The organism is Parasphingorhabdus pacifica, assembly GCF_054779195.1.
In genome coordinates this window covers 297,466-322,472 of the sequence record NZ_BAAGYS010000002.1, presented here as the reverse complement: position 1 = coordinate 322,472, position 25,007 = coordinate 297,466, and the positions used below count along the sequence as shown (strand labels likewise).

Genomic DNA, 25,007 nt, shown 5'->3' with positions numbered 1-25,007 from the left:
CCCATCTTTTAAAATCATGTTTACCCGACCCCGGGTTCGGGTGCTAATGTTCTGATCGTTCATGAACGGAACGATCGATCGGCGCTGATCCATCAGGAAAGCATCCGATTAGATGAACTGGGGAGTTCTGGGTGAATAACAAAATCAAACTGTCCTTGGTGGCCGCGCTCGGCATGATGCTGAGCATGGGGGTTCCGGCTGCTCAAGCCAGTGCGCCGGAAAGTGATTTCCTCGCGGACGCGCCGTCCGCGACGGTGTCGGTGGCATCTGATTCCGGCGATGTGAGCACCTCGGCGGAGTGCTATTATCCCATTGTTTCCGGTGACGGTGGATCCTTGGTCTGCTTCAACCCGTATGGTGAGCACCTCTACATCTGCGACAACGAGGCGGATGGCCACCACCCGGTCGGACGGTACTACCGCAGTGACAAGTCCGGGCTGAAGACAAAGCACGCCACTCCTCAGAACGGTGCGTGCTACGATCACAACCTGGCCATTCCGGAGTCCGGCTGGATCAATTACCAGGCCTGCAACTACGAAAAGAGCACGCTGTTGAGTTGCAGTTCCTTCAGGGGGCGTATCGGCGCCTGAGCCTTCGAGTGTTCGAGGGTTCGTGCCGTGCGCGCGGGCCCTCGTCTCGACACGTGGCTCATCCGCTCGAATTCAAGGATGCTTTGCTTCAAGTGTTTCCGTTTCTTCGGGTGTTCCGGCATCCGCTCGAAAGTGGCGCGCCGTGCGGTGGGCGAACGGCGCCGAAACGTCCGCTTTGCGTCGAATGGTTCGTCGAATCCTCCTCGTCGCTTTCCGGGAGTGCCGGGGCATGCGTGTCCGCGCATGTGGACGTGTGATCCGCGTGAACTTTCGTGAAGTGCCTGACCGCCGTGATCGCCGCTGCTACGGTAGCCGTGACAGGCAGGTGATCAGCCACCGCGAGCTGGGGGTTTCCGCGATGACAGCACCGATGCCCCCGCCGATTCCGGGCGGAGACCGGCAATCCTTCGTGGTCGACGAGGAAAACGTGCTGGCCGCCCGAAACGTCATCCTGCGCGCGACCGAGGACGCACGTCGCCGGATGAAGGAATTGCAGCCCGGACTGATGATCGACTCGCCGGCCGAGGACGAGATCAGCGTCGCCGCGGCGCGTGTCTGGAATGGAAACCTGCAAGCGAACGCCGATTCCCATTACGCGCGCCTGATGCAGTACATCCTCCGAGTCGAGGAATTGGGCGAGCAGCTCGAAGAAGCCGCGAAGCAGTACGGCTACACCGAAGAAGAGATCGCGGCCTCGTTCCGAGTGCACGCCGACCGGTTCTAGGGGAGAGCGTGTTCTGGCGCAGCAGTCGACACACGTTGGTCGCGGTGGCGATGGTGGCGTTGGTGAGCGGGTGCACGGTGAACGGACCGGACCGACCCGCGGCCGTTCCCGATACGCCGACATCGGAATCGACCGCGCAGCGACCGAGCGACCTGGCACTGGTCGGAAAATCGGAACGACAGCTCTGCTCGCTGCTCACGCCCGAGCAACAGACCGAATTGGACGTGTCGCGACCGCAGCCGGTCGGCGACGGCGGCGAATCGGACCACCCGGGCTGCACGTGGCTCGGCCCACCGGGCGTCGAGACCGGCCTGGATGTCTCGCTGTCGGCCGTCCCGAGTGGCCTCGACGAGTTCAAGGAAGATCAACTCGGTGAAGGGTTCCCGGAGACGGCCGCGTCGTACCCGTTGGCCGGGGGATTTCCCGCGGAACAGGCGCAGAACAACGCCGGGATGGAAACCTTCGGCTGCAGTGTGGCCGTCGACGTGGCGGACGAGCAGACGATGTTGCTGCACTCCGGTCCGCTGGTGCCCGGCGCGGTGTCGAACGCCCGGATGTGCGAACACGCCAAGCGGGCGGCGGGATTCGCCGTCGGCAACCTGCGCGCCCGGACTGACCGGTGAGCAGCAGGGGTGAACCGGTGAGCCGCAAGGGTGGCCCGGCCGACGGCAGGCCTGGAACGGTCGACGACGCCGAGGGGAAATCGTGAACGAGACCGAACCGATCCGGGACATCCGGTTCGAAGGAATGGACACCGCCCAGCTCCTCGACTGGATCGGCAAGATCAAGGAGGGCCACGGGCCGGAGTCGATGCACGATTCCGTCGACGCCCTCGAACGAGCGGTCCAGGTCGTCGTTGATCTGGACGAGACACTGCGGGTCGAGCTCGGCAAGTTGAGCATCGCGTGGGAGGGCAACGCGGGCACCATCGCGCAGGAGGCGACCAAGGAGCAGGTGGCGGCCATGCGCGAAGCCCAGCAACCGCTGGCGGCCTCGGTGAACAGCGTGCGCTCCCAGGGCGAGGGGTACTCCTCGGCGAGGCACTCGTTGCCGGACCCCGGCGAGATGCGCAACCAGGAGTCGGAGAACGTCGCGGAGTGGGCGGGCGGCGCCTTCGGCTACGAAAGCGACTACGACGCGGCGGCAAAGCAGGCCGATCAGCAGAAGCACGCGGCGAGGGCCGTACTGGGTTCCTACCGGGACACGACGGTGGATCAGGCCGACCGGTTTCGGCCCATGCCGGAGCTGGCACCCGCGCCGGTGACCGCGCAGGCGGCGAGTTCGAATGGTGCCGGGTACGAATCGGCAGGCGGTGCGGTCGGCGCTTCGGTCGGCGGCAGCGGTGGGTTCGCCACTGCCGGCTCCGGAGAACCGCGGTCCGACGCGCAGGGCGGTGCTCCCCACGGGCAACCCGCCACACCTCCGGATGACGACGATGGTGCTGCACCGCATGGAGGCGAGAACACCGGCGAGCGCGAAGCCGGGATCCACGACGGCGGGACGGATCCCGGTCGTGGCGCCGACGGGGACGGTGGCGGCCCCGCCCCCAATTCGCACGACGATCCCGAAGCGGCCGGAACGAGCGTGGGCACGGTGCTGGGAATCGGTGCGGGCGGAGCGGCCGTCGCCGGGATCGGTGCGGTCGCGGCGGGCAAGCTGCTCGGTGGTCCGGCCGCGGGGACCACACCGCCCGGTGGTGGCAACGCGGGCAACTCCGTCCGTGGCGGATCGTCCGGCATCGGCGGTGGACCCGGTGACACGACCGCCGGTCGCACCACGAGCGCCGCACCCACCGGCAAGCCGAGTGGCGGCGCACTGATGGGGCCTGCTGCCACGCGAGGTGCCAGGCAGAACACGGACGACGAGCACGAGAACCGGTACGGCGCCGACGAAACTCCGTTCGACGACAACCGGCACGCCGCGCCGCCGGTCCTCGGTTCCAGCGCCGACGAGGACAACCTCGCAGGCGAAGAACAGAAAGCCGCAGACGAGGTGCAGCAGCCAGGCGAGGAACGCCCTCCCGGCGGGGGATCCTGTGTGGGAGCCGGCGAAGCGGGTGTCGGGATCGATGACGGGCAGAAGCGGGCTGTGACCGAAGAGAACCGGGTCTGACATGCGTCCCGGATCCGAAGGTGAACCGACCGTTCTGTCCACACTCGAATTCGACGTGGTGTGCTCTGCGGAGAAACTGACCGCGCATCGCCACGTGGTGCTCGACGTGCCCAGTCCGGGCGCGACCCATTCCGAACGGGCCGAGCTGGAAGCCGATGTGTGGTCCCGGCTGCGGACCCGTCAACTGGCCGAAGCGCACCGGGACCGGGTCGACGTCGATCTCGGCGACCTGCTGGCGCTGCTCGACCGCCCGCAGCGCACCATCGACGCGCGGATCTGGGCCGACCGCCCCATCCGGGCACTGGCCTCGGCCAACGGTGGCGACGGCCTGCTGACGATCGTCGACGGCGACATTGTGGAACTGACGCCGATCCGGGCGAGTTCGCTGGCCGAAGCGGCGGTGTCGGTGGCCGGTCACGGTCCTGCCGGTGACGGCAGGCAGGTGAGTGTGCCCAACGATGTGCTGCGCGAGGCCGGTGACCGCGCGGGCCCGCACGATCGGCAACTGTTCGTCGACGAGCTGCGCGCACTGGGCGTCACCCTCGACGACGCGGCCGTGTTGGCGCGGATGGCGGACGGAATGGGCATGCGAGGCCAGTTCGGCGCGCAGAGTGCCCGTGCGCGCGGTGGCACACCGGAGCGGGCCGGACGCGTCGTCGCCTTCCACGACAACCCGTCCGGCCGCTACCTGCACGCGGTGCGCCCGAGCGGGGACGGACGCCGCTGGAGCACGATCGCCCCTGCCGACAACCCGCGGATCGCCGACTACGTTCGAGAACTCCTCACGGAGGTCACCGAGCAGTAGCCACGGGAAACTCGGCGATGGGTGGGGCGGGTCAGGTCCCGACGGGTTCGGCTCGTCGGATCGCTTCCCACACCTTCATCGGTGAGGCGGGCATGTCCACGTGCGTGACCCCGAGTGGTTCGAGCGCATCGATCACCGCGTTGATCACTGCCGGCGACGCCGCGATCGAACCGGACTCGCCGGTTCCCTTGGCGCCGAGCACGTTCGTCGGAGACGGGGTAACCGTCTTGTCCAGGGTGAAGTCGGGCAGCTCCGGTGCGCCAGGAGCCAGGTAGTCGGCCATCGTCGCGCTGGTCAGGTTGCCGGAGTCGTCGTAGGTAGCTTCTTCGAAGAGAGCCTGCCCGACTCCCTGCGCGATACCACCGTGGAGCTGGCCGTCCACGATTCGCGGGTTGATCACCGTCCCGCAGTCGTCGACCGCGTAGTACGACGGGATCGTGACCGCTCCCGTTTGGGTGTCGACCTCCACGACGCAAACGTGCGTTCCGAACGGATACGTGAAGTTGGGCGGATCGTAGAAGTGCTCCTCGGCGAGTCCGGGTTCGACGCCTTCCGGCAGGTCCGCGGCGAGGTAGGCGGCTCCGGCGACTTCCTTGATGGTGACCGCCCGGCTCGACGTCCCCGCGACCGCGAAGCTGCCGCCGGTGAACTCCAGGTCTTCTTCGGAGGCCTCCAGCATGTGCGCCGCGATCTTTTTCGCCTTTGCCTTGACCTTGTCGCAGGCGAGGTGCACGGCCACGCCACCGACCGACGCGCTACGCGACCCGTACGTGTCGAGTCCGTAGGGTGCGGCGTTGGTGTCGCTGTGGACGACCTCGACGTCGTCGAAGTCGATTCCGAGCGCGTCCGAGACGATCTGGGACCAAGCGGTTTCGTGGCCTTGACCGTGCGGCGAGGTTCCGGTGACGACCTGGACGGTTCCACTGGAGAGCATCCGCACCGAGGCCATCTCCCAGCCCGGTGCCCCGAGCCGGAGCGCGGCGGTCATCTTGGACGGTGACAGGCCGCCGTTCTCCGTGTAGCTGGCGAGACCGATGCCGAGCTGCACGGTGCCGTCCGTTTCGCGTCGCCGCCGTTGCTCCTCCCGAAGCTGCCGGTAACCGGCCAGTTCGAGGGCCTTGTCCAGAGCGAGTCGGTAGTTGCCCGAGTCGATCTCGAGTCCGGCCGGGCTCGTCGTCGGCTCGTCGAACGGCTCATGGTAGTTGCGGCGCCGAACTTCGGCCGGGTCGATACCGACCCGTCGCGCGAGAGCATCCATCGCACGTTCGACGCCGTAGATGCCTTCGGTGCGTCCGGCCCCGCGGTAGGAGTCCGTCGGGGTCTTGTTGGTGAACACGCCCTTGCACTCCACCGAATAGGCCCCGAAGCTGTACGCGCCGGGGAAGATGAAGGCGCTGAGCAGTGGGATTCCCGGTGTGAGCAACTGCAGGTACGCGCCCATGTCCGCGTGGATGCGGACCCGCATCCCGAGCAGTCGTCCCGCGGCCGTCGAGGCCAGCTCGACGTGCTGCACCTGGCCACGGCCGTGGGTGGTGGCGTGGCAGTCCTCGGTCCGGCTCGCGACCCACTTGACGGGTGCGCGTAGCCGACGCGCGACGGCCACGGAGATGCACTCCTCCGGGTAGACGTTGAGCTTGCCGCCGAAGCCGCCACCGACCTCCGGCGCGATGACCCGCATGCGTTGTTCCGGCACACCGCAGGTGGCGGCGAGCAAGCTGCGCAGGATGTGCGGAACCTGGGTGGACGAGTGGACCGTGAACCCGCCGCCCGCGGGCTCCGGGGTGACGACGACGGCACGCGGTTCCATCGCGGTCGGCTGCACGCGTTGCTCCACGTACCGCTCCGACACCGTGACCTCGGCCCGCGCGAAGACGTCGTCGACGTCGCCGGTCGCGAGGTTCCACGTGTAGCACTCGTTGGTGCCGAACGAGGAGTGCACGTGCGGCCCGCCGGAGAGCGCTTCGTCCACGTCGAGCACCGCGTCCAGCGGTTCGTAGTCCACGTCGACGAGCTGGGCGGCGTCCTGAGCCGCGGCGGGATCGCGGGCCACGACCACGGCGACGGCTTCACCGGCGAAGCGCACTTCGCGTCGGGCGACCGGCCAGTGGTCGGGAATCTTGATGTCCTCGGTGACCGGCCAGGCGCAGAAGCTCCGCGGCCCGCCCGGCGGGGACGCGTCGGGGTCCGCGCTGCCGCCCCATTCGGATGCGAGGTCCTCGCCGGTGAACACGGCGGCCACACCCGGGCGGGCGACCGCCTGGGACGTGTCGATGCGCGTGATCCTGGCGTGCGCGTGCGGACTGCGGACGAGGGTGACGTGGAGCGTTCCGGCGGGGGTGATGTCGCCCGTCCAGGTGGCTCTGCCCGTCAACAGCGCCGCGTCCTCCTTACGTGCGACGTCGCTACCCACGCTGTTTCCCATGCTGCCTCCGATCGCCTCGGGCCCACCGGCCCCGCTCGTCGCACCCCCGAGGAAACCGGAGGTGTGACGTGCACAACAGCGGATGGTCCACGGGGACGCTACTGAGGGCGGTGGGCATGGTCAAAACCCCGACCGGGCGATTCGTCCGGAACACCCCGACGGGTGCGGATGGCACGCGGTGAGCGAATGTCGAGCAGTTCTCGGTGCGCCGGTGCGTCCCCTGGCCACTCGGAGAAGATCGAGTAGCCTCGATCGCCGGGATCTCGCGGACGGGGAGGACGGGCATGCGGCTGGAAGACCTCGTCGACCGGGCTCGGGAGCTCGCGGACGGCGGCGAACGGCGCCTGCTGGGCATCACCGGCCCGCCCGCAGCGGGCAAGAGCAAGATCGCTCGGACGGTGCTCGGCTCGTTGGGTGCTTCGGCGGCAGCGGTGCCGATGGACGGTTTCCACCTGGCGGGCGCGGAACTCCGCAGGCTCGGCCGCGCCGACCGCAAGGGCGCACCGGACACCTTCGATGCGGCGGGCTACGTGGCGCTGCTGCGTCGACTGCGCGATCCGGGTGATGAAGTGGTGTACGCCCCCGCATTCCACCGCGAGGTCGAGGAGTCCTTCGCGGGATCCATCCCGGTCGCACCGGACGTCCCACTGGTGATCACCGAAGGCAACTACCTGCTGCTGGACGACCACCCCTGGTCGCAGGTGCGGGGCCTGCTGGACGAGGTGTGGTACTTGGGGCTCGACGGGGACCGCCGGATCGAACGGCTCATCGCCCGCCACGTCCGCTACGGCAAATCACCGGAGCAGGCGCGGGAATGGGTCCATCGCAGCGACGAGGCCAACACCGCGCTGATCGCCCCCACCCGGGTGCGGGCGGACCTCGTCGTGGAGGACCTCAACGGTTTCTGAGCTCTGCACGGACGTCGTCGGGAATCCGCCCGGTGTGGTCGATCGGTGTCCAGGGTTCGCTACGGACCCACTGCGACCCGCAGCCGCGGCAGGCCAGCACCGGTAGTCCATCGAGATCCGCCGGGGTGCGGTTCCAGGAGCACAGCGACCGGCAGGCATGGGCGGCGAGCGCGGTCACCGGCCCGCCTTGCTGGTTTCGGTTTCCTGGGAGCCGGAGCCCTCGGGGGATTGCGACTGGGTGGTTTCCGAAGAACTCGTGGTGGTTTCGGTCGGCTCGTCCGAACCATCCGGCGGTGGGACCTCCGACGAGTCGTCCGGCGGGACGGGGTCCGGCACGTCCGGTGGTTCCGGCGACGGAGGCACCGGGGGTAGCGGGCCGTCGGTGGGGGTGGGCCGGCCTTCCTTCGGCGGTGGCGGCGGCGCACCGTCCGACGACGGTGCCGCGGAACTCGCGCCCGTGCGGGACCGGGTGGTCAGGGAGCTCGTGGCGTTCGCACGGTCAGCGGTGTGCGACACCGTTCCGGGGCGCCCGTAGGCGTCGGTGGTCGTGTAGGTGTGGCTTGCCGACATCGTGGGTGTCACGGTCAGATCGGGCACAGCCTCGTCGTGTTGCTGCGGGGGCAGGACCATGGCGGCGATGGTCGCGAAGCCGGTGGCCACGACCACGCCCGCGCCGGCCAGTACGACCAGCCGCTTCGGCTTGGCGTCCGGGTCTTCGTGCTGATTCGGGTCCATCGCCTGTCCTACTCGTTCGGCCGCTGCCGCGACAGCTCCGGCAGCGGTCACCGCGTGCTCGCCGCGCCTGCTTCCGTGGTGCTCTCGAAAGGGCGTACTCGGGGCGCATTCGGTGTGGAATGGGTGTGGCTCGGGTTCTGACCACCGGACACCGTAGCCGCACGCGCCACCGTGCCGATCTCGGGGCGGCGAGATACCTACTGGTGGGTATTCGCGCCGAATCTGCCGAGCCGGGCAAAACACGCCCGGATGATCACCCACCGGTCGCACGGTCGGCACCTGGCCTGCGGCATCATGCGGACGTGACTGATGAGCAGCAGGTCAGACTGACCGCATGGGTGCACGGCAGGGTGCAGGGCGTGGGATTCCGGTGGTGGACCAGGTCCAGGGCCCTCGAACTCGGCTTGGTCGGCAGTGCCTCGAACCTGCCCGCGAACCGGGTCGAGGTCGTCGCCGAGGGGCCCCGGCAGGCTTGCGAACGGCTGCTCGCGGCCTTGCGGTCGGGTGATACACCGGGCGAAATCGACCACGTGGCCGAACAGTGGGCCGACCCCAAGGGTGGCCTGTCCGGTTTCGTGGAGCGGTGAGGCGACGCGTCCACGCCGCCATCATCGGTTCTCGCGAGGTGGAAGCCCATGTCACAGGTAGTCTCTGACGAACGCCGTCCAGCCGGACGCGGCGCCGACTCGCGGGAAGGTCCATCGAAGCCGTGCACCTGAAGAGCCTGACCCTCAAGGGTTTCAAGTCCTTCGCTTCGGCAACCACGCTGCGATTCGAACCCGGCATCACCTGCGTGGTCGGGCCCAACGGGTCGGGTAAGTCCAACGTGCTCGATGCGCTGACCTGGGTGATGGGTGAGCAAGGTGCCAAGGCGCTGCGCGGCGGCAAGATGGAAGACGTCATCTTCGCCGGGACCGCGGGCCGCGCGCCGCTCGGCCGTGCCGAGGTGACCCTGACCGTCGACAACGCCGATGGTGCGCTGCCGATCGAGTACACCGAGGTGTCGATCACCCGCCGGATGTTCCGGGACGGCGCCAGCGAATACGAGATCAACGGCAACACCTGCCGACTGATGGACGTGCAGGAACTCCTGTCGGACTCCGGCATCGGCCGCGAGATGCACGTGATCGTCGGGCAGGGCCAGCTCGCCACCATCCTGCAAGCCAAACCCGACGAACACCGCAGGCTCATCGAAGAGGCCGCCGGTGTGCTCAAGCACCGCAAGCGCAAAGAAAAGGCGCTGCGCAAACTCGATGCGATGCAGGCCAACCTGACCCGGTTGACCGACCTGACCAGCGAGCTGCGCCGACAACTGAAGCCGCTGGGCAAGCAGGCCGAGATCGCGCGCAAGGCGCAGACCGTGCAGGCCGACCTGCGAGACGCCCGCCTCCGGCTCATCGCCGACGAGCTCGTGACGGCTCGGTCCGAGCTGGCCCGCGATCAGGCGGATCAGGAAGAGGCCCGGGCCAAGCGCACCGAGGTGGAACGCTCGCTGCAGTTCGCGCAGTCGGAGGAGAAGGAACTCGAGGAAAAGGTCGCGGCCGACGCCCCGAAGCTGGCCCGCGCGCAGGACACCTGGTACCGCCTGTCGGCGTTGGAAGAACGGCTGCGCGGCACGTTGCGATTGGCTGCCGAGCGCTACAAGCACCTGACCGCTGAACCCGAAGAGCAGCGCACCGGCCGCGACCCCGAGCAGTTGGAGGAGGAGGCCGAAGAAGCAGCCGAGCGAGAGGTCGAACTCCGCGAGGAAGTGGAGGAAGCTCGGGACGCGCTCTCGGAAGTGGTTCAGCGCCGCTCCGACCTCGAAGCCGAGCTCCAGCGCGCAGAACAGGCGCACATGGCCGCGGTGCGGGCCATCGCCGACCGCAGGGAAGGCGTGGCTCGACTGTCCGGTGAGGTCGAGTCGATGCGCAGCAAGTCCGGTGCGACCGCCGACGAGATCGAGCGGTTGTCGGCCTCGCTGGAGGAGGCGAACCAGCGGGCCGCGGACGCCGCTGACGCACTCGCCGAAGCCGAATCCGAAACCGGCGGACACGAGTCCGACGACGCGGGGTTGGACGAACGCCATCGGAACGCCGCGGAGGCCAGGGACGCGGCGCGCGCACGAGTCGAGGAGTTGGTCAAGTCCGAACGCACCGCCGAACGGGAGATCGCGTCCTGGCAGGCGCGTGTCGAAGCACTGTCGATGGGCCTGCGGCGCAAGGACGGAGCCGGCGCGCTGCTCGCCTCCGGTGAGCGGATGCCCGGACTGCTCGGATCGGTCGCCGCGCTGCTGACCGTCGAGACCGGTTCGGAGGTCGCGTTGGCAGCCGCGCTGGGTGCGGTTGCCGATGCGGTCGCGGTGAGCGGAGTCGGCGACGCCGTCAGCGCCCTGGAACTGCTCAAGTCCGAGGACTCGGGCCGGTCCGGCCTGCTGGTCGGCGAATCCACGACCAATGTGGACCGTTCGCGTTGGCCGGAACTGACCGGCACGGCCCGCTGGGCGATCGATCTGGTGGAGGTGCCGGACGAGTTGCGCGGCGCGGTGACCGCGGCGCTGGATCGGATGGCCGTTGTCGATGATCTCGCCGCCGCCGAGGACTTGGTGCGGCGCTGCCCGGAGGTTCGCGCGGTCACCGCCGATGGTGATGTGCTCGGGGAGTACTGGGCCACCGGCGGCTCCGACGACCAGCAGAGCGTCATCGAGGTGCAGGCGGCCGTCGACGAAGCCGAACGCGAGCAGGCCGCGGCCCAGCGACGCCTTGAACAGCACTCGGCCGCGCTGGAGGGCGCACGGGCCGAAGAACAGGCGCGCCGGGACGAAGTTCAGGTCGTGCAGGAGCAGATCAACGAGGCCAAGGTCAACCGGGCGCGGGGAGCCGAACGGCTCTCCAGCCTGCAGAAGGCCGCGAACGCGGCGTCGGCCGAGGTGGAGCGGGTCCGCGAGCAGCGCGGCAAGGTTGAGCGTTCCCGCGAGGAAGCACTGGTCAAGCTCGCCGAACTCGAAGAGCGGCTGGCCGCCGTGAAGAGCGAGCAGCAGGAGCAGGACGAACCCGATACGGCTGAACGCGATCGGCTCGGCAGCGAACTCACCGAGGTTCGGCAGCGGGAGATGGATGCCCAGCTGGGTTTGCGCACCGCCGAGGAGCGGGCGCGGGCCGTGCAGGGACGGGCCGACCAACTGCGCCGGTCCGCCCGTCAGGAACGTGAAGCGCGGGCACGGGCGGAAGCCGCGCGGGAGGCCCGCGAGCGCGGCGCCCGAGTGACCAAGGCCGTGGTCGAGGGCTGCGAGACGGCGCTGGCGACCATCGCGGAATCGCTGCGCGCGGCAACCGGGGAACGCGACACGATCCAGGCGCAGCAGAGCGAGCACGAGCAGGCGCTGGGTTCCGTGCGGGCCCGGGTCCGGGAGATGAGCGGCGAGCTGGAGAAGCTCACCGACGCGGTGCACCGCGACGAGGTGGTGCGAGCGGAGAAGCGTCTGCGGATCGAGCAGCTCGAAGCCAAGATCATCGAAGATTTCGGGATCGGACTCGACGACCTGCTCGACGAGTACGGCCCCACCGTGCCGGTGCCGCCGAGCCCCGCCGAGATCGCCGAGTACGAGACGGCGAAGGAACGCGGCGAAGACGTCACCGAGCCGCCGCCCGTGCCGTTCGATCGCTCCGCGCAGGAGCGCCGGGCCAAACGCGCGGAGAAGGACCTTTCGCTGCTGGGCAAGGTGAACCCGCTCGCGTTGGAGGAGTACGCGGCGCTCGAGGAGCGCTACCGCTTCCTGTCCACCCAGCTCGAAGATCTCAAGGCGACCCGCCGTGACCTGATGGATGTGGTCAAGGAGGTCGACGAGAAGATCCTCGAGGTCTTCTCCTCGGCCTTCGATGACGTGGCGACCGAGTTCCAACAGGTGTTCTCGGTGCTGTTCCCCGGCGGCGAGGGCCGGTTGGTGCTCACCGACCCGGACGACATGCTCACCACCGGCATCGAGGTGGAAGCCCGCCCGCCGGGCAAGAAGGTCAAGCGTCTCTCGTTGCTCTCCGGCGGGGAGAAGTCGCTGACCGCGGTGGCGATGCTGGTGGCCATCTTCCGGGCTCGGCCGTCGCCGTTCTACGTGCTCGACGAGGTCGAAGCCGCGCTTGACGACACCAACCTGCGCAGGCTGATCACGCTGCTCGATCAGTTGCGCGGCACTTCGCAGTTGATCATCATCACCCACCAGAAGCCGACGATGGAGATCGCCGACGCGCTCTACGGAGTGTCGATGCAGGGCGACGGCATCACGACCGTCATCTCGCAGCGACTGGGCGGGGACAAGCGGGCGGAGGCGGCGAGGATGGCCGACGCGGTGGCGCTGCCGGGCGCGGCCGCAGGTGGCACCGCTGACGACTCGCCGACCGTCCCGGGCGCGGAAGCCGTGGATCCCGGGCCAGTGGACGAGGCGGCTACGGACGCGGGCCAGGAGGACGCGGCAGCAGCCGACGCGGGTGCGAGCTGACGCGGATCGCGGCTAGAGACCGGATTGCAGCGCGTATCCGACGCTGAACGCCACCAGTGCGGCGACGAACGAGGTGCCGACCACGACGGGCCAACCGGGTGGCCCGTCGTGGTGGCGAGCAGTGGGTGGAATGCGTCGGGGCAGGGCCTTGCCCACCGGCAGCCTGCCCAGCTCGTCCTGGCACGACTCACAGTCGGTGAGGTGGGTGCGCACCGTCAGCCAGTCCACGCCATCCAGCACGCCTGCCGCGTAGAGGTCGAGCTTGTCCTCGACGTGCGGACGTTCCCCCCGGTCCACTCCCACTCCGATCCTGGTGATCAAATCCGACGTTCTGTTCATCGGTCCGGATCGTCCCGTGCTGAAGTCCCGAGCCGCAGGTGTTCAGGAGTAGGTGACCGCCGTGTCGGTGGACTCGTCCGAGGGTTCGTTGCGGTGCCGCAGCGACAGCAGTCCGCCGACGAGCAGGGTCACCGCTACGCCGATCGGTGTGTACCAGGGGAAGGCCAGCGAGGACTCGCCACCCTCGCCATCGGGGAAGGTCAGCCCGAACGCGAGGTACAGCACCACGACGAGCGTGGCCACGAACGCGATCAACGCGTCGCTCTGCCGCGCGCGCCGCACCAGCAGGCCGAGCAGGAACGCACCCAGCAGCGCACCGTACGTGTAGCTCGCGATGCTCAACCCCACCTCGACGACCGGGTTGTCGGTGCTCGTGAACAGCGATCCGAAGCCCACGAACACCGCCGCCCACACCAGCGTCCAGAGCCTGCCGTGGCGCAGGATCGCGGCATCGTCCTGCCGGTGCTTGGTGAAGCGCTCGTAGAGGTCGCTGACCGTGGAGGTCGACAGCGAGTTCAGCGACGACGACAGGGTGCTCATCGCCGCCGCGAGAATGCCCGCGACGAGGATCCCGGCCAGTCCGGGAGGCAGCTCGGTGACGATGAAGCGCGCGAACAGCTCGTCGTCGCTGGCCATCCCCATCGACGACGGATCGGCGCCCTCGTAGAACGACCACAGCATCGAGCCGATGAACAGGAACAACGCGAACTGCAGCGCCACCACGACACCACTGCCGATCAGCGCCATCTGGCTGTCCCGCAGGCTGCGGCAGGACAGCAGGCGCTGCACCATCAGCTGGTCCGCGCCGTGCGAGGCCATCGCGAACACGGCACCACCCACGACGGCGGTGATGAACGCGTACTGGTTGGTGACGATCGACGAGCCGAAGTCGAACAGCTGGAACTTGCCTTCCGAAGCGGCGGTCGCGAACCAGCCTCCCGGAAGCTCACCGGAAAGAATGAAAGCGGCGACGATGGCGCCGCCGACGTAGATGCTCATCTGGACCACGTCGACCCAGACCACCGCGCGGATACCGCCGAAGTAGGTGTAGACGACCGTCAGCACGGCCAGTCCCAGCACGATCTGCCAGTAGGCGACGTCGACGTTGAAGACCTCCAGCATCACCTTCACCGGAATGGCGGTGGCGAACAGTCGCAGACCGTCGGCCAGCAGCCGGGTGATCAGGAAGGTCACCGACGCGGTGCCCTGCAGTCCGGAGCCGAAGCGCGAACCGAGGAACGCGTAGGCGCTGACCAGGTTGCCCGCGTAGTACTTCGGCAGCAGCACGAAGGCGACGATGATCCGGCCGATCATATAACCGATGGCCAGCTGCAGGTAGGTGAACGTGCCGAGGTAGGCGACCGTGGGCACGCTGATCACCGTCAGCGTGGAGGTTTCGGTGGCGACCACGGAGAAGCACACCGCCCACCACGGAAGATCGCGTCCTCCGATGAAGTAGTCCTGCGACGTGCGTTGGCGCCCGCTGAGCAGGATTCCGACCAGTGGCATCGCTACGAGGAAGACCCCGATCACTATCAGGTCGATGGATCGCATCAAGCCTCCAGGGAGTTGTCTTGCGGCACGCGCAGTCGTCGAGGTTGTCGGTCGGCGGGTTCGGGCAGTCGCAGAGGGCTTCGACCCGGGGTGATGCTGCCGAGCAGGCGGGGGCCGGCGCCGGTGGTGCCGGGCACGTTTCCGGGTAGTCCGCTGTAGGTCAGGAAACCCAGCAGAGCGGTCAGGTACGCCTCTTTGCCACCCGAAGGAAGCCCGAGTTCGTCGCTGGTGGTGAGGATGGCACCGAAGGATTCGAGCCGAGACCGGAGCGCGCCGATCAGCGCGGGATTGGCGACCCCGCCGCCGGATGCGACCAGCCGCCGCACCCCGTGGACCCGGCACGCGTCGGCGACGGTGGTGGCGGTGAGTTCGGTCAGCGTCGCCAGCAGGTCGCCGCCGTCGACGGGTCCGACATCGGTCAGCACCCGTTCGAGATAGGCGTGATTGAAGTGCTCCTTGCCGGTGGACTTCGGCGGCGGTTGCGCGTAGTACCCGTCCGCGAGCAGTGCTGCCAGCAGGTCGTGGCGAACCGAGCCGCTCGCGGCGATCCGCCCTCCGGTGTCCTGTTGGGAGCCGCCGCCGGTCACCTTCCTGGCAGCGGCGTCGATGAGGGCGTTGCCCGGACCGGTGTCGTAGGCGAGCGGTTCGGGGCCGCCGACGATGGTGAGGTTGGCGATCCCACCGATGTTCAGCGCCGCGTTCACCTCCGGTTGTCCCGCCAGCAGCAGGGCATCGAGCACGCCGGCCAGCGGGGCTCCGTGACCACCTGCGGCGACATCCCGCGCCCGTAGGTCCGCCACCACGGGAAATCCGGTGGACTCCGCGATCCACGCGGGCTGACCGAGCTGCAGCGTTCCGCGCGCCCGGCCGTCCTCCACCCAGTGGTAGAGCGTCTGGCCGAGTGAGGCGATGGCGTCGGCGTGGCCGCCGGCCAGTTCTTCGATGCCGTGCTGGGCGGCGTCCGCGAAGCAGCGGCCCACCTCGGTGTCCAGGGCGCACAGTTCGCGCGCGCTGCACTCCCCTGGTGGGAGGGCCGCGAGCAACCGGTCTCGCAGTGTTGCCGGGTAGGCGATCTCGGAGTAGCCGAGCGGGCGGAGTTCGATGGTGTCGTCTGCGATGTGGAGGTCGGCGGCAGCGACGTCGATGCCATCCATCGATGTCCCGGAAAGGAGTCCGATCATCCGAGCACGGGTCACCAGTGTGGTGTATTGCACGAGGATGGTGAATCGCAAGCGCTGAATCGAGTCCGTTGGTGAATTGCCACCGAATTTTGCTGTGGATCTGGTCGGTAACCCACGTGACTCCGACAGGGGCGCACGTTCTCCGCGCGCCGGGGTCCACCTCCGGGCTCGAGGCGCACCAGGTGCGAGGATGGGGCTGTGACCACCTCGAATCTGATTCTCATCGCTGTCGTCGTGCTGGTGGTGCTGGCGATCGCCGTGGTCGCCGGTGTGCTGCTGAGCCGCAGGCGGCGGATCAGCCTTGCCCAGCGGGAAGAGCAGCAATCGGACGCAGTCAAGGGCGGCGGCTACCGCACCGACAGCGGGATCAGCCTGTCCAGCGGTGGGGCCACGGCGACCGCGCCCCCGGAGCATCCGGTGGAGGAGCGCACCGAGACCGAGGGCCAACCGGCGGTCGGTGACGACGCATCGGTGCCCCGGGATTCCGAGCGACGTGGCATCGTCGACGTTCCGCTCCCCGAAGCCGGGACCGCCGAACTCGAAGCTGAGACCGGCGTGCCTCGAGAAGAGCCCGCGGAAGAGCCCGCCGACCGCGCCGGACCCGTCGGCACGGCCGAACCGGCCGATCGAGTGGAAGCACCCGAGCAAGCCGGGACCACTGAGCAGGCCGGGACCACTGAGCAGGCCGGGACCACTGAGCAGGCGGAAAGCATTCCGGAGCAGGTCGACTCGGCGCCGACGACCGCCGACCGGGCCGGTGCGGTGGACCAGGTCGCGCCCGGTGAAACCACGGCGGAGCCCGTCGAGCGGGTTCCGGAACAGGAACGCGCCGAGCCGGTTCCCGAACCGGAGCCTGCACCGGAGACCGAAGAGGTCGTCGAGGAGATCGAGCCGCCGTCGGGTCGACTCGAACGGCTGCGGGGCCGGTTGTCGAAGTCCCGCACGACGCTGGGTCAGGGCCTACTCGGCTTGCTCGGCGCGGGCGACCTGGACGAGGACTCCTGGGAGGAGATCGAAGACACCCTCCTGATGGCCGATCTGGGTGCGGCGACCACGACCGAGATCGTCGAACGGCTGCGCAGTGAGTTGGTCTCGCGTGGCGTGCGAACCTCCGACCAGGCGAGGGACCTGCTGCGCGAGGTGCTCGTCGACACCCTCGGTCCCGGCATGGAGCGCTCGGTTCGGGCGCTGCCGCACGGCGACCCGGCCGACGGCGGCAAACCCGCCGTGGTCCTGCTGGTCGGAGTCAACGGGACCGGCAAGACCACCACCACCGGCAAGCTGGCGCGGGTGCTCGTCGCGGACGGCCGCAAGGTGCTGTTGGGTGCGGCCGACACGTTCCGCGCGGCTGCGGTGGAGCAGCTGAGTACGTGGGGCGAGCGCGTCGGTGCGGAGGTCGTGCGCGGCAACGAAGGCGCCGACCCGGCCAGCGTGGCGTTCGAGTCCGTGGACCGCGGTGGGGACACCGGCGTGGACGCGGTGCTCGTCGACACCGCGGGCCGGTTGCACACCAAGACGGGCTTGATGGACGAACTCGGCAAGGTCAAGCGGGTCGTGGAGAAGCGCGCGCAGGTCGACGAGGTGCTGCTGGTCCTCGACGCGACCACCGGCCAGAACGGTCTGGTCCAGGCGCGGGTCTTCGCCGACGTCGTCGACGTGACCGGGATCGTGCTGACCAAGCTCGACGGCACCGCCAAGGGCGGCATCGTCTTCCAGGTGCAGCGGGAGTTGGGCGTGCCGGTCAAGCTCGTCGGCCTCGGTGAGGGCGCCGACGACCTGGCGCCGTTCGACCCGGGCGCTTTCGTCGATGCACTGCTGGGCGACCGCTGACCGCCTGGCTCAAGCCCTCGCGGCCCCCGCATCCCACGCGGTGCGGGGGCCGCGTCGCGTCGCGGGGTCGTCGGCGTCCCAACCGGTGAGCAATTTACGACATTACGGACGTAGTTCGTCGGTTTCCGGCAATGATCCTTCCGCTGAGGTTGAGCACAGCTGTGCCCAGCCACCCCCGCGGAAGGAGAGAACATGCCCAAAACGCTGGCGAAGCTCTGCGCGGTGCTCGCGATGGCCTTGCTCGCGTTCACCGGTACCGCGACCCTGCGTGCCCCCGAAGCGGCCGCCTACGAGTGGACCCGCGAGCTCGCACGGGGCGACAGCGGCAGCGATGTCCGAGAACTGCAGATCCGCATCGCGGGTTGGGCGGCCGACAGCGCCTCCAAGACCAACGTCGCGGTGGATGGCCAGTTCGGCCCGGCGACGGAAGCCGCACTCGTCCGTTTCCAGCGGTCCTACGGCTTGAGCGCCAGCGGCGTGGTCGACTCGGCCACGCAAGGCACGCTCAACGCGTTGGAGGAATCCGACGGGTCGACCGCGCACTTCGACTTCGCCGAGTTCCACTCCAAGGACGGTGCGGGATTCAGCGGCGGCAACGTCGGTTCGAACACCGTGCGGGAAAACGTCCGACGGCTGATGTACAAGCTCGAAGCCGTCCGCAAGAAGGCAGGCGACTCGCCCATCACCATCAATTCGGGATTCCGCAGCATCGCGCACAACGAGAACGTCGGTGGTGCGTCCAACAGCCAGCACACCTACGGGATCGCCGCCGACATCGTGATCAGCGGCAGGAGCGTCAGCGACACCATCGGTTACGCGCAGACCTCAGGTTTCTCCGGGATCATCCGCTACAACACCTTCACCCACGTCGACAGTCGCGTCGAATACGGCTACGGCGCGCAGTTCTGGTACTGGGCTGTCTGAAGCCGCGCATTGCGAAGCCCGCGATGGCCCGGGGACGTCCCCGGGCCATCGCCCGGCCGCTTCGGGAGGTTCGAGACATCACACCGGCGTAGCGCTCGTCCGCACCGACCTGATCTGATTCGTTAGTCGCATGAACGATCGGGTAGGAGGATTTCGGGTTGAACACCGCGCGGACGGGACCGGCCTTCGCGACGCTGGCTCTCGTGCTTCTGGTCGCGCTCGCGCTGCGCGCGCCCGTGACCGCGATCGCGCCCTTGCTGGAACGGATGCTGGCCGACCTTCGGTTGTCGCCGAGTTTCGGCGGAGTGCTCACGACGCTGCCCGTCGTCTGCCTCGGCGTGTTCGCCTTCATCGCACCCCGGCTCCGCAGGCGTTGGGGTGACGAACGGGTCCTGCTGGGCTGCCTGGTCGTGCTCCTCGTAGGGAACTCGCTGCGGGCCGTCGGATCGGCGGGTCCTCTGATCGCCGGCACCGTCGTGGTCGGGGCGGGGATCGCCGTGGCGAACGTCGCGCTGCCCGGACTGATCAAACGCGACTTCCCGCACCGGGTCCCTACCGTCACAGCCTTCTACACGGTGTGCCTGACCCTCGGTGGAGCGGCCGCTGCCGCATCGGTGATCCCGATTTCGGACGCGCTGCGTTCGGCGTGGCGGGCGCCACTGGGCCTGCTCGCCGTCCCGGTCCTGATCGCGCTGATCATCAGCCTGTTCGTGCTGCGGCGAACTCCCGGACCAGCGCCTGCGGTGCCGCAACGCTCGGGTGGACTGTGGCGACAGCCGCTGGCCTGGCAGGTGACAGCCTTCATGGGGCTGCAGTCGCTGATGGCCTACGTGGTCTTCGGGTGGCTGCCCTCGATGGTGCAGGCCCGCGGGATGAGCCCGGAAATCGCCGGACTGCTGCTCGGTGTTCAGGCCGCGATCCAGGCGGTCGGTTCCCTGGCCGTGCCCCTCCTGTGCAGGCGCCTCCGGGACCAGCGGTGGATCGCGATGGCGGTTGCCGCGTTCACCGCGACCGGCTTCGCGGGCATCGTGCTGGCACCGGCGCCCGCCGGGGTGTGGGCGGCGACGGTGCTGCTCGGGCTCGCGCAGGGTGCCGGGTTCGGCTTGGCTCTGACGCTCTTCGGCCTCCGCTCGCCGGACAGCGACACGACAACGGTGATGTCCGGGATGGCGCAGGGAGCCGGATACCTCATCGCAGCGACCGGCCCGCTTACGATCGGATTGCTGCACGACCTCACCGACGGCTGGACCGTGCCGCTCGGTCTGCTGCTCGTCTGCTGCCTTGCGGAGTTGGTGGTCGGCGCGTTCGCCGGGCGACCGCGCCAGGTGCCGTCGGTCAAGCGCGGTTAGAGCCGGCACACGACGGCCCGGAGTTCCAGAGCCGGAGTTCCAGAGCAGCACGATCAGGAACTCTCCAGCTGGTTCATGAGGTCGTAACGCCCGGCCCGATCCGGGCACACATTCGTAACGCGTCGCACAGCTCATTTCATGAGCCCGAAACGGTCGAGCGGATCGCCTGAAACAGCCTTTTTCCAGACTTCCCCCAACTTGGCACGCACGGGGAGGCAACGTGAATTCTGGCGATACCGCATGGGTGCTCGTGAGCGCGGCGCTCGTGATGCTCATGACCCCAGGACTGGCATTCTTCTACGGCGGCATGGTCCGCTCCCGCGGAGTGCTGAACATGCTCATGATGAGCCTCGGCGCGATGGGCGTCGTCGGCGTCCTGTGGGTTCTGTTCGGCTATTCCGCGGCTTTCGGCACCGACATCGGCAGCGCCGGGCTGCTCGGGTCACCGGTCGAGTTCTTGGGCCTGGGGCAACTGCTCAGTGAGGACGAGTTGTCCGGCACGATCCCGACGATGGCGTTCGTCGGTTTCCAGGCCATGTTCGCGATCCTGACCGTGGCCCTGATCTCGGGTGCGATCGCCGACCGGGCCCGCTTCGGGCCGTGGCTGTTGTTCTCGGCGTTGTGGGCGAGCGTGGTTTACTTCCCGGTCGCGCACTGGGTCTTCGCGTTCGACGAGACCGACGACGCGGGCAACGTGACGGCGGTCGGTGGCTGGATCGCCAACCGACTCGCGGCGATCGACTTCGCGGGCGGAACCGCCGTCCACATCAACGCGGGTGCGGCGGCACTGGCACTGGTGCTCGTCCTGGGCAGGAGGCAGGGCTGGCCGAAGGAGATCGGCAAGCCGCACAACCTGCCGATGGTCGTGTTGGGCGCCGGGCTGCTCTGGTTCGGCTGGTTCGGTTTCAACGCCGGGTCGGCGCTGGCCGCCGACGGGACCGCCGCGGTGGTGGTGGTCAACACGCTCGTGGCCACCAGCGCGGCGATGCTCACCTGGCTGCTCGTGGAGCGGCTGCGCGACGGACACGCCACCACCCTCGGCGCGGCGTCGGGAATCATCGCCGGACTGGTCGCGATCACTCCGGCCTGTTCTTCGGTGACGCCGATCGGTTCCATCGCGATCGGCGCGGTCGCCGGTGCGATCTGCGCGCTGGCGGTGAGCCTCAAGTTCCGCTTCGGTTACGACGATTCACTCGATGTGGTCGGTGTGCACCTCGTCGGTGGCCTCGTCGGCACCATCCTGGTCGGTTTCTTCGCCGCGGACAGCGCCCCGGAGGGCGTGAGCGGTCTGTTCTACGGCGGCGGTGCCGATCAGCTGTGGCGGCAGGTCGTCGGCGCGCTGGCAGTACTCGCGTACTCGTTCCTCGTGAGCCTGGTACTGGCGTGGCTCGTGCGGATCACCATCGGCTTCCGGCTCGAGGCGGAGGACGAAGTCGAAGGCATCGACGAAACCGAACACGCGGAAACCGGGTACGACTTCGGTGACGGCGGTGCATCCCGCCGCGCACCGGTTCCGACCGGTGGTCCCGGGCGCAAACTGGAAGGCAGCAACGCATGAAGCTGGTAACCGCGATCATCCAGCCCGCGAAGGTCGAATCGCTCAAGGACGTGCTGGGCAATCTCGGTGTGCTGGGCATGACGGTCAGCGAGGCCCAGGGTTACGGCAGGCAGAAGGGCCACAAGGAGGTCTACCGGGGTGCCGAGTACGCGGTCGACTTCGTGCGGAAGCTTCGGGTCGAGGTGCTCGTCGACGAGTCCACGGTGGACGCGGTGGTAGACGGCATCGTCGAAGCCAGCCGCAGCGGCCGGGTCGGTGACGGCAAGGTGTGGGTGACCTCTGTGGACACCGTCGTGCGGGTCCGTACGGGGGAGACGGACGTCGACGCGATCTGATTGAGCAAGGGAACCTTTCTTCCACATGTGACAGAAAGGTTCCCTTGCTCCAATCCCCAACCGGCCGGGCCGTCGAATGACGGCCCGGCCTTTCGCGTCGACGGCCGGGACGGCGGATCCACTCAGAGCGATCTGGGTAGCACTACGCAGTCGAATCCGAGGGGCATCACGCTCCCCGGGGCGAAGGCCGGGCGGCAGACTGGTCATCAACGCGGTCAGGGGGAACCGGCGAGGGGAACGCCCGTTGCACTGGGGGTCGGGCGGGCCGGGCCGCGTGCCGGGGGTGTCCCGGGATGGCTTGCACGAGGGGGCGGGCCATCCCGGTTCCGGCGGTACCTGGCACCGAAAGCGTGGATCACTCCAGCGTAATCTGATCGTGTTGTGGAAATCTCGAACGAGCACCTCAGCTGTGCTGAACCGCCGCCGGTCCTCGTGGTCGGCAGACGGTCATTCGTCGTCCTCGCAGGCCTGCCCGGCGCGGGAAAGAGCACGGTACTGGGCAAACTCCGGGCCGAACCGGGGGCGGTGACCCTCGATTCCGCGCAGGTACGGAAAAGGCTTCGCTCGCTGCTGCCCGCGAGCTTGCCGTACCGCTGTTACCGCCCACTCGTGCACGCGATCCACCGGACCCGCATCGCTTGGTACTGCGCGGTTGCGCGCGGTCCGGTGGTGGCGCACGAACCTTCGACACGGGCGAGCACCAGAGCCATGCTCGTCGTATTCGGTCTGCTCACCGGCCGCCGTCGCCTGCTGATGTGGTTGCATGCGAACCCGCGGGCAGCACTCGCCGGGCAGTACGCCAGGGGGCGTCTGATCCGCGAGCGCTCCTTCCGCAGACATGTGCGGCGCGCGGTACGCATCAACCGGTCGCTGCGCGCCGGCAAGGTTCCGGTGGGCTGGAACGTGGTTCGGGTGTTCAGCAGGCAGGACCTCGAACGAGGGCTTCGACTGCGCACGGAACGGTGACTTACATCGCCTTGAACCCGGGTGGGTTCGCTGTAGCGGTGACTCGATCGCTAGTGTGGGGCATCGGTGCATAGGGAACGCCCCTGGATGCACCTTGGCTGAGATATCGAGCTGCGAGTGACTGGCAACAGTGTGTGCGTTCCAGGTGTGCGCGGCCCGACATGTGTAGGCAGCGACACCAATGCGGCGACCGATCGCCCAGCGGAGCTGCCCTCGGACCTGGCTGTTGCCGATCACCGCGAGTGATGGATGGGGCAGGACCGTATCGCATCATTCAGCCTCTCTCGACCCACGAGGAGACTCACGCACGCTCATGCCCAGCTTTGAAGAACTTGAACTCGATTCCCGCGTCCTGCAGGTCATCACCGACATCGGCTACGAGACTCCCTCGCCGATCCAGGCGGAGACCATTCCGCCGCTCCTCGAAGGCCGCGACGTCATGGGACTCGCGCAGACCGGTACCGGCAAGACCGCCGCGTTCGCCCTGCCGATCCTGTCCAAGCTCAATCTCGAATCGAAGCGCCCGCAGGCGCTCGTGATCGCGCCGACCCGCGAGCTCGCGATCCAGGTCGCCGAAGCCTTCCAGCGCTACGCCGCGAATCTGCCGAACTTCCACGTGCTGCCGGTCTACGGCGGTCAGAGCTATGGGCCGCAGCTGGCTGGGCTCAAGCGCGGTGCGCAGGTCGTCGTGGGCACGCCGGGACGTCTGATCGATCACCTCAACAAGGGATCGCTGGACCTGTCCGATCTCAAGCACCTCGTCCTCGACGAAGCCGACGAGATGCTCCGGATGGGCTTCATCGACGACGTGGAGACCATCCTGCAGTCGGTGCCTGCTCAGCGGCAGGTGGCCCTCTTCTCGGCCACCATGCCCCGCGCCATCCGGACGATCAGCCAGTCCTACCTGAACGACCCCGCGGAAATCTCGGTCAAGACGAAGACGAGCACCGCGACCAACATCAACCAGCGCTACATCCCGGTTCGCGGCGCGAACAAGCTCGACGCGTTGACCAGGATCCTCGAGGTCGAACCGTTCGACGCGATGATCGCGTTCGTCCGCACCAAGCAGCTCACCGAGGAACTCGCCGAAAAGCTGCAGGCCCGCGGTTACAGCGCGTCGGCGATCAACGGGGACATCCCGCAGGCACAGCGGGAGCGGACGATCGGCCACCTCCGGGAAGGCCGGGTCGACATCCTCGTGGCCACCGACGTGGCGGCCCGCGGACTGGATGTCGAGCGCATCTCGCACGTGCTCAACTACGACATCCCGCACGACAGCGAGTCGTACGTGCACCGCATCGGCCGGACCGGTCGTGCGGGTCGAAGTGGTGAGGCGATCCTGTTCGTCTCGCCGCGCGAGCGGCACATGCTGCGTTCGATCGAGAAGGCGACCAGGCAGTCGATCAGCCAGATGGAGCTGCCCAGCGTCGAGGCGGTCAACGACGAGCGGCTCGCGAAGTTCGCCAAGAGCATCACCGACACCATCGCCAAGGGTGATCTGGAACTGTTCCAGAACCTCGTGCAGGAGTACGAGCGCACCCACGACGTGCCGGCCGTGGAGATCGCGGCCGCACTGGCGAGCATGGCTCAGGGTGATCGGCCGCTGTTGCTCGATCCGGAGCCCGTCGAGGAGCCGCGTCGCAAGAGCGAAGGTGGTGGCCCGGCGTTCGTGCCTTCGAGTTCCGACGTCGAGACCTACCGGGTCGAGGTCGGTCGCCGCAACCGGGTCACGCCGAGCGCGCTCGTCGGCGCACTGGCCAATGAAGGTGGTCTGGCCAGCAAGAACATCGGGCACATCGACATCCGTGCCGAGCACACCCTCATCGAGCTGCCCGCGGACCTGCCCGAGGAGCTGCTGCGCCGCCTGGGTAAGACGCAGGTGGCCGGGCGAGGCCTGCGCATCGCCCGCGCCGAGGGCGAGATCGTCAACCGCCGCCCGCAGCGGCCGCCCAGGGACAAGGCACGGCCGCAGCGCAAGGGCGGGCAGCGCTCGCCGAGCAACGGCGCACGCGGCCCGGCCAACAAGCGGCCGGTGCGCGAGCACAGCTGATCCGACGCGGGTGCGTCGATCTCGTGGGAGGTCGACGCACCCGTATCGTCGTCGGAGGAGCACGGCGCGGGTCGGCGCGGTTCTGCCGTCCGAGTCGTAGGGCACGAGGCCCTCCCGGACTGCGTGGCCATGCCGGGTGACCGGGTGAACTACG

At 68.4% G+C, this 25,007-nt stretch carries 20 protein-coding genes; 15 read left to right on the top strand and 5 right to left on the bottom strand.

Annotation, left to right across the window (positions count from 1 at the left end; translation table 11 throughout):
• Positions 1–131 precede the first annotated feature (131 nt).
• The 5 genes from ACYVAN_RS01480 to ACYVAN_RS01460 all read left to right on the top strand — a co-directional run bounded on the left by ACYVAN_RS01480 (position 132) and on the right by ACYVAN_RS01460 (position 4,231).
• Entirely contained in the window at positions 132–590 is a 459-nt protein-coding gene (locus ACYVAN_RS01480) for a hypothetical protein (RefSeq protein ID WP_460954744.1), read from the top strand.
• Between the two features lie 358 nt (positions 591–948).
• A complete protein-coding gene (locus tag ACYVAN_RS01475) occupies positions 949–1,314 on the top strand; it encodes a hypothetical protein (protein WP_460954742.1) in 366 nt (121 codons plus the stop codon).
• Positions 1,315–1,322: 8 nt separating this feature from the next.
• Positions 1,323–1,937, top strand: coding sequence for a DUF3558 domain-containing protein (locus ACYVAN_RS01470; protein WP_460954740.1), 615 nt, complete (start codon positions 1,323–1,325; stop codon positions 1,935–1,937).
• An 82-nt stretch (positions 1,938–2,019) separates the two neighbouring features.
• Positions 2,020–3,426, top strand: a complete 1,407-nt coding sequence (locus ACYVAN_RS01465; protein ID WP_460954738.1) for a hypothetical protein — start codon at positions 2,020–2,022, stop codon at positions 3,424–3,426.
• 1 nt (position 3,427) lies between these two features.
• Entirely contained in the window at positions 3,428–4,231 is an 804-nt protein-coding gene (locus ACYVAN_RS01460; RefSeq protein WP_460954736.1) for an ESX secretion-associated protein EspG, read from the top strand.
• A gap of 31 nt (positions 4,232–4,262) precedes the next feature.
• Here ACYVAN_RS01460 and ACYVAN_RS01455 read toward each other — a convergent pair whose 3' ends face one another.
• The gene (locus ACYVAN_RS01455) at positions 4,263–6,653 is read right to left on the bottom strand and encodes a xanthine dehydrogenase family protein molybdopterin-binding subunit (RefSeq protein ID WP_460954734.1); all 2,391 of its coding nucleotides are present in this window, start codon (positions 6,651–6,653) and stop codon (positions 4,263–4,265) included.
• Between the two features lie 284 nt (positions 6,654–6,937).
• On the opposite strand from ACYVAN_RS01455, the gene ACYVAN_RS01450 reads away from it, so the two are divergent.
• Entirely contained in the window at positions 6,938–7,561 is a 624-nt protein-coding gene (locus ACYVAN_RS01450; RefSeq protein ID WP_460954732.1) for a nucleoside/nucleotide kinase family protein, read from the top strand.
• Between the two features lie 174 nt (positions 7,562–7,735).
• Here the strand turns inward: ACYVAN_RS01450 and ACYVAN_RS01445 are convergent, their stop codons facing one another.
• Positions 7,736–8,347, bottom strand: coding sequence for a hypothetical protein (locus ACYVAN_RS01445; RefSeq protein WP_460954730.1), 612 nt, complete (start codon positions 8,345–8,347; stop codon positions 7,736–7,738).
• A 251-nt stretch (positions 8,348–8,598) separates the two neighbouring features.
• Here ACYVAN_RS01445 and ACYVAN_RS01440 point away from each other — a divergent pair, with 251 nt between their 5' ends.
• Together ACYVAN_RS01440 and smc are read left to right on the top strand one after the other, a co-directional pair.
• Complete coding sequence (locus ACYVAN_RS01440; RefSeq protein ID WP_460954728.1) at positions 8,599–8,883, top strand: acylphosphatase; 285 nt, start codon at positions 8,599–8,601, stop codon at positions 8,881–8,883.
• Between the two features lie 122 nt (positions 8,884–9,005).
• Positions 9,006–12,767: a chromosome segregation protein SMC gene (gene smc, locus ACYVAN_RS01435; RefSeq protein ID WP_460954726.1), complete on the top strand. Its 3,762-nt coding sequence runs from the start codon at positions 9,006–9,008 to the stop codon at positions 12,765–12,767.
• A 12-nt stretch (positions 12,768–12,779) separates the two neighbouring features.
• On the opposite strand, the gene ACYVAN_RS01430 is transcribed toward smc, so the two are convergent.
• The 3 genes from ACYVAN_RS01430 to ACYVAN_RS01420 are packed head-to-tail and all read right to left on the bottom strand — an operon-like array spanning position 12,780 to position 15,892.
• Positions 12,780–13,106 (bottom strand): zf-HC2 domain-containing protein, encoded by a 327-nt coding sequence (locus tag ACYVAN_RS01430; protein WP_460954724.1) that lies wholly within the window; start codon positions 13,104–13,106, stop codon positions 12,780–12,782.
• Between the two features lie 42 nt (positions 13,107–13,148).
• A complete protein-coding gene (locus ACYVAN_RS01425) occupies positions 13,149–14,660 on the bottom strand; it encodes a sodium:solute symporter (protein ID WP_460954722.1) in 1,512 nt (503 codons plus the stop codon).
• Positions 14,660–15,892, bottom strand: a complete 1,233-nt coding sequence (locus tag ACYVAN_RS01420) for an anhydro-N-acetylmuramic acid kinase (protein ID WP_460954720.1) — start codon at positions 15,890–15,892, stop codon at positions 14,660–14,662. Before ACYVAN_RS01420 ends, ACYVAN_RS01425 begins: the two co-directional genes overlap by 1 nt.
• Positions 15,893–16,039: 147 nt before the next feature.
• Between ACYVAN_RS01420 and ftsY the strand changes: the two genes are divergently transcribed.
• The 7 genes from ftsY (at position 16,040) to ACYVAN_RS01385 (ending at position 24,853) form a co-directional block, all read left to right on the top strand.
• On the top strand, positions 16,040–17,671 hold the full coding sequence (gene ftsY / locus ACYVAN_RS01415) for a signal recognition particle-docking protein FtsY (protein WP_460954718.1): 1,632 nt from the start codon (positions 16,040–16,042) through the stop codon (positions 17,669–17,671).
• Between the two features lie 192 nt (positions 17,672–17,863).
• The gene (locus tag ACYVAN_RS01410; RefSeq protein ID WP_460954716.1) at positions 17,864–18,595 is read left to right on the top strand and encodes a D-Ala-D-Ala carboxypeptidase family metallohydrolase; all 732 of its coding nucleotides are present in this window, start codon (positions 17,864–17,866) and stop codon (positions 18,593–18,595) included.
• Positions 18,596–18,753: 158 nt separating this feature from the next.
• A complete protein-coding gene (locus ACYVAN_RS01405; protein WP_460954714.1) occupies positions 18,754–19,944 on the top strand; it encodes a CynX/NimT family MFS transporter in 1,191 nt (396 codons plus the stop codon).
• Positions 19,945–20,164: 220 nt separating this feature from the next.
• Positions 20,165–21,502 carry an ammonium transporter gene (locus ACYVAN_RS01400; RefSeq protein WP_460954712.1) on the top strand — a complete coding sequence of 446 codons (1,338 nt, stop codon included), beginning with the start codon at positions 20,165–20,167 and terminating at the stop codon, positions 21,500–21,502.
• Positions 21,499–21,837 carry a P-II family nitrogen regulator gene (locus ACYVAN_RS01395; RefSeq protein ID WP_460954710.1) on the top strand — a complete coding sequence of 113 codons (339 nt, stop codon included), beginning with the start codon at positions 21,499–21,501 and terminating at the stop codon, positions 21,835–21,837. Before ACYVAN_RS01400 ends, ACYVAN_RS01395 begins: the two co-directional genes overlap by 4 nt.
• 381 nt (positions 21,838–22,218) lie before the next feature.
• Positions 22,219–22,803 carry an AAA family ATPase gene (locus ACYVAN_RS01390; protein WP_460954708.1) on the top strand — a complete coding sequence of 195 codons (585 nt, stop codon included), beginning with the start codon at positions 22,219–22,221 and terminating at the stop codon, positions 22,801–22,803.
• Between the two features lie 313 nt (positions 22,804–23,116).
• A complete protein-coding gene (locus tag ACYVAN_RS01385; protein WP_460954706.1) occupies positions 23,117–24,853 on the top strand; it encodes a DEAD/DEAH box helicase in 1,737 nt (578 codons plus the stop codon).
• Positions 24,854–25,007: the final 154 nt, after the last annotated feature.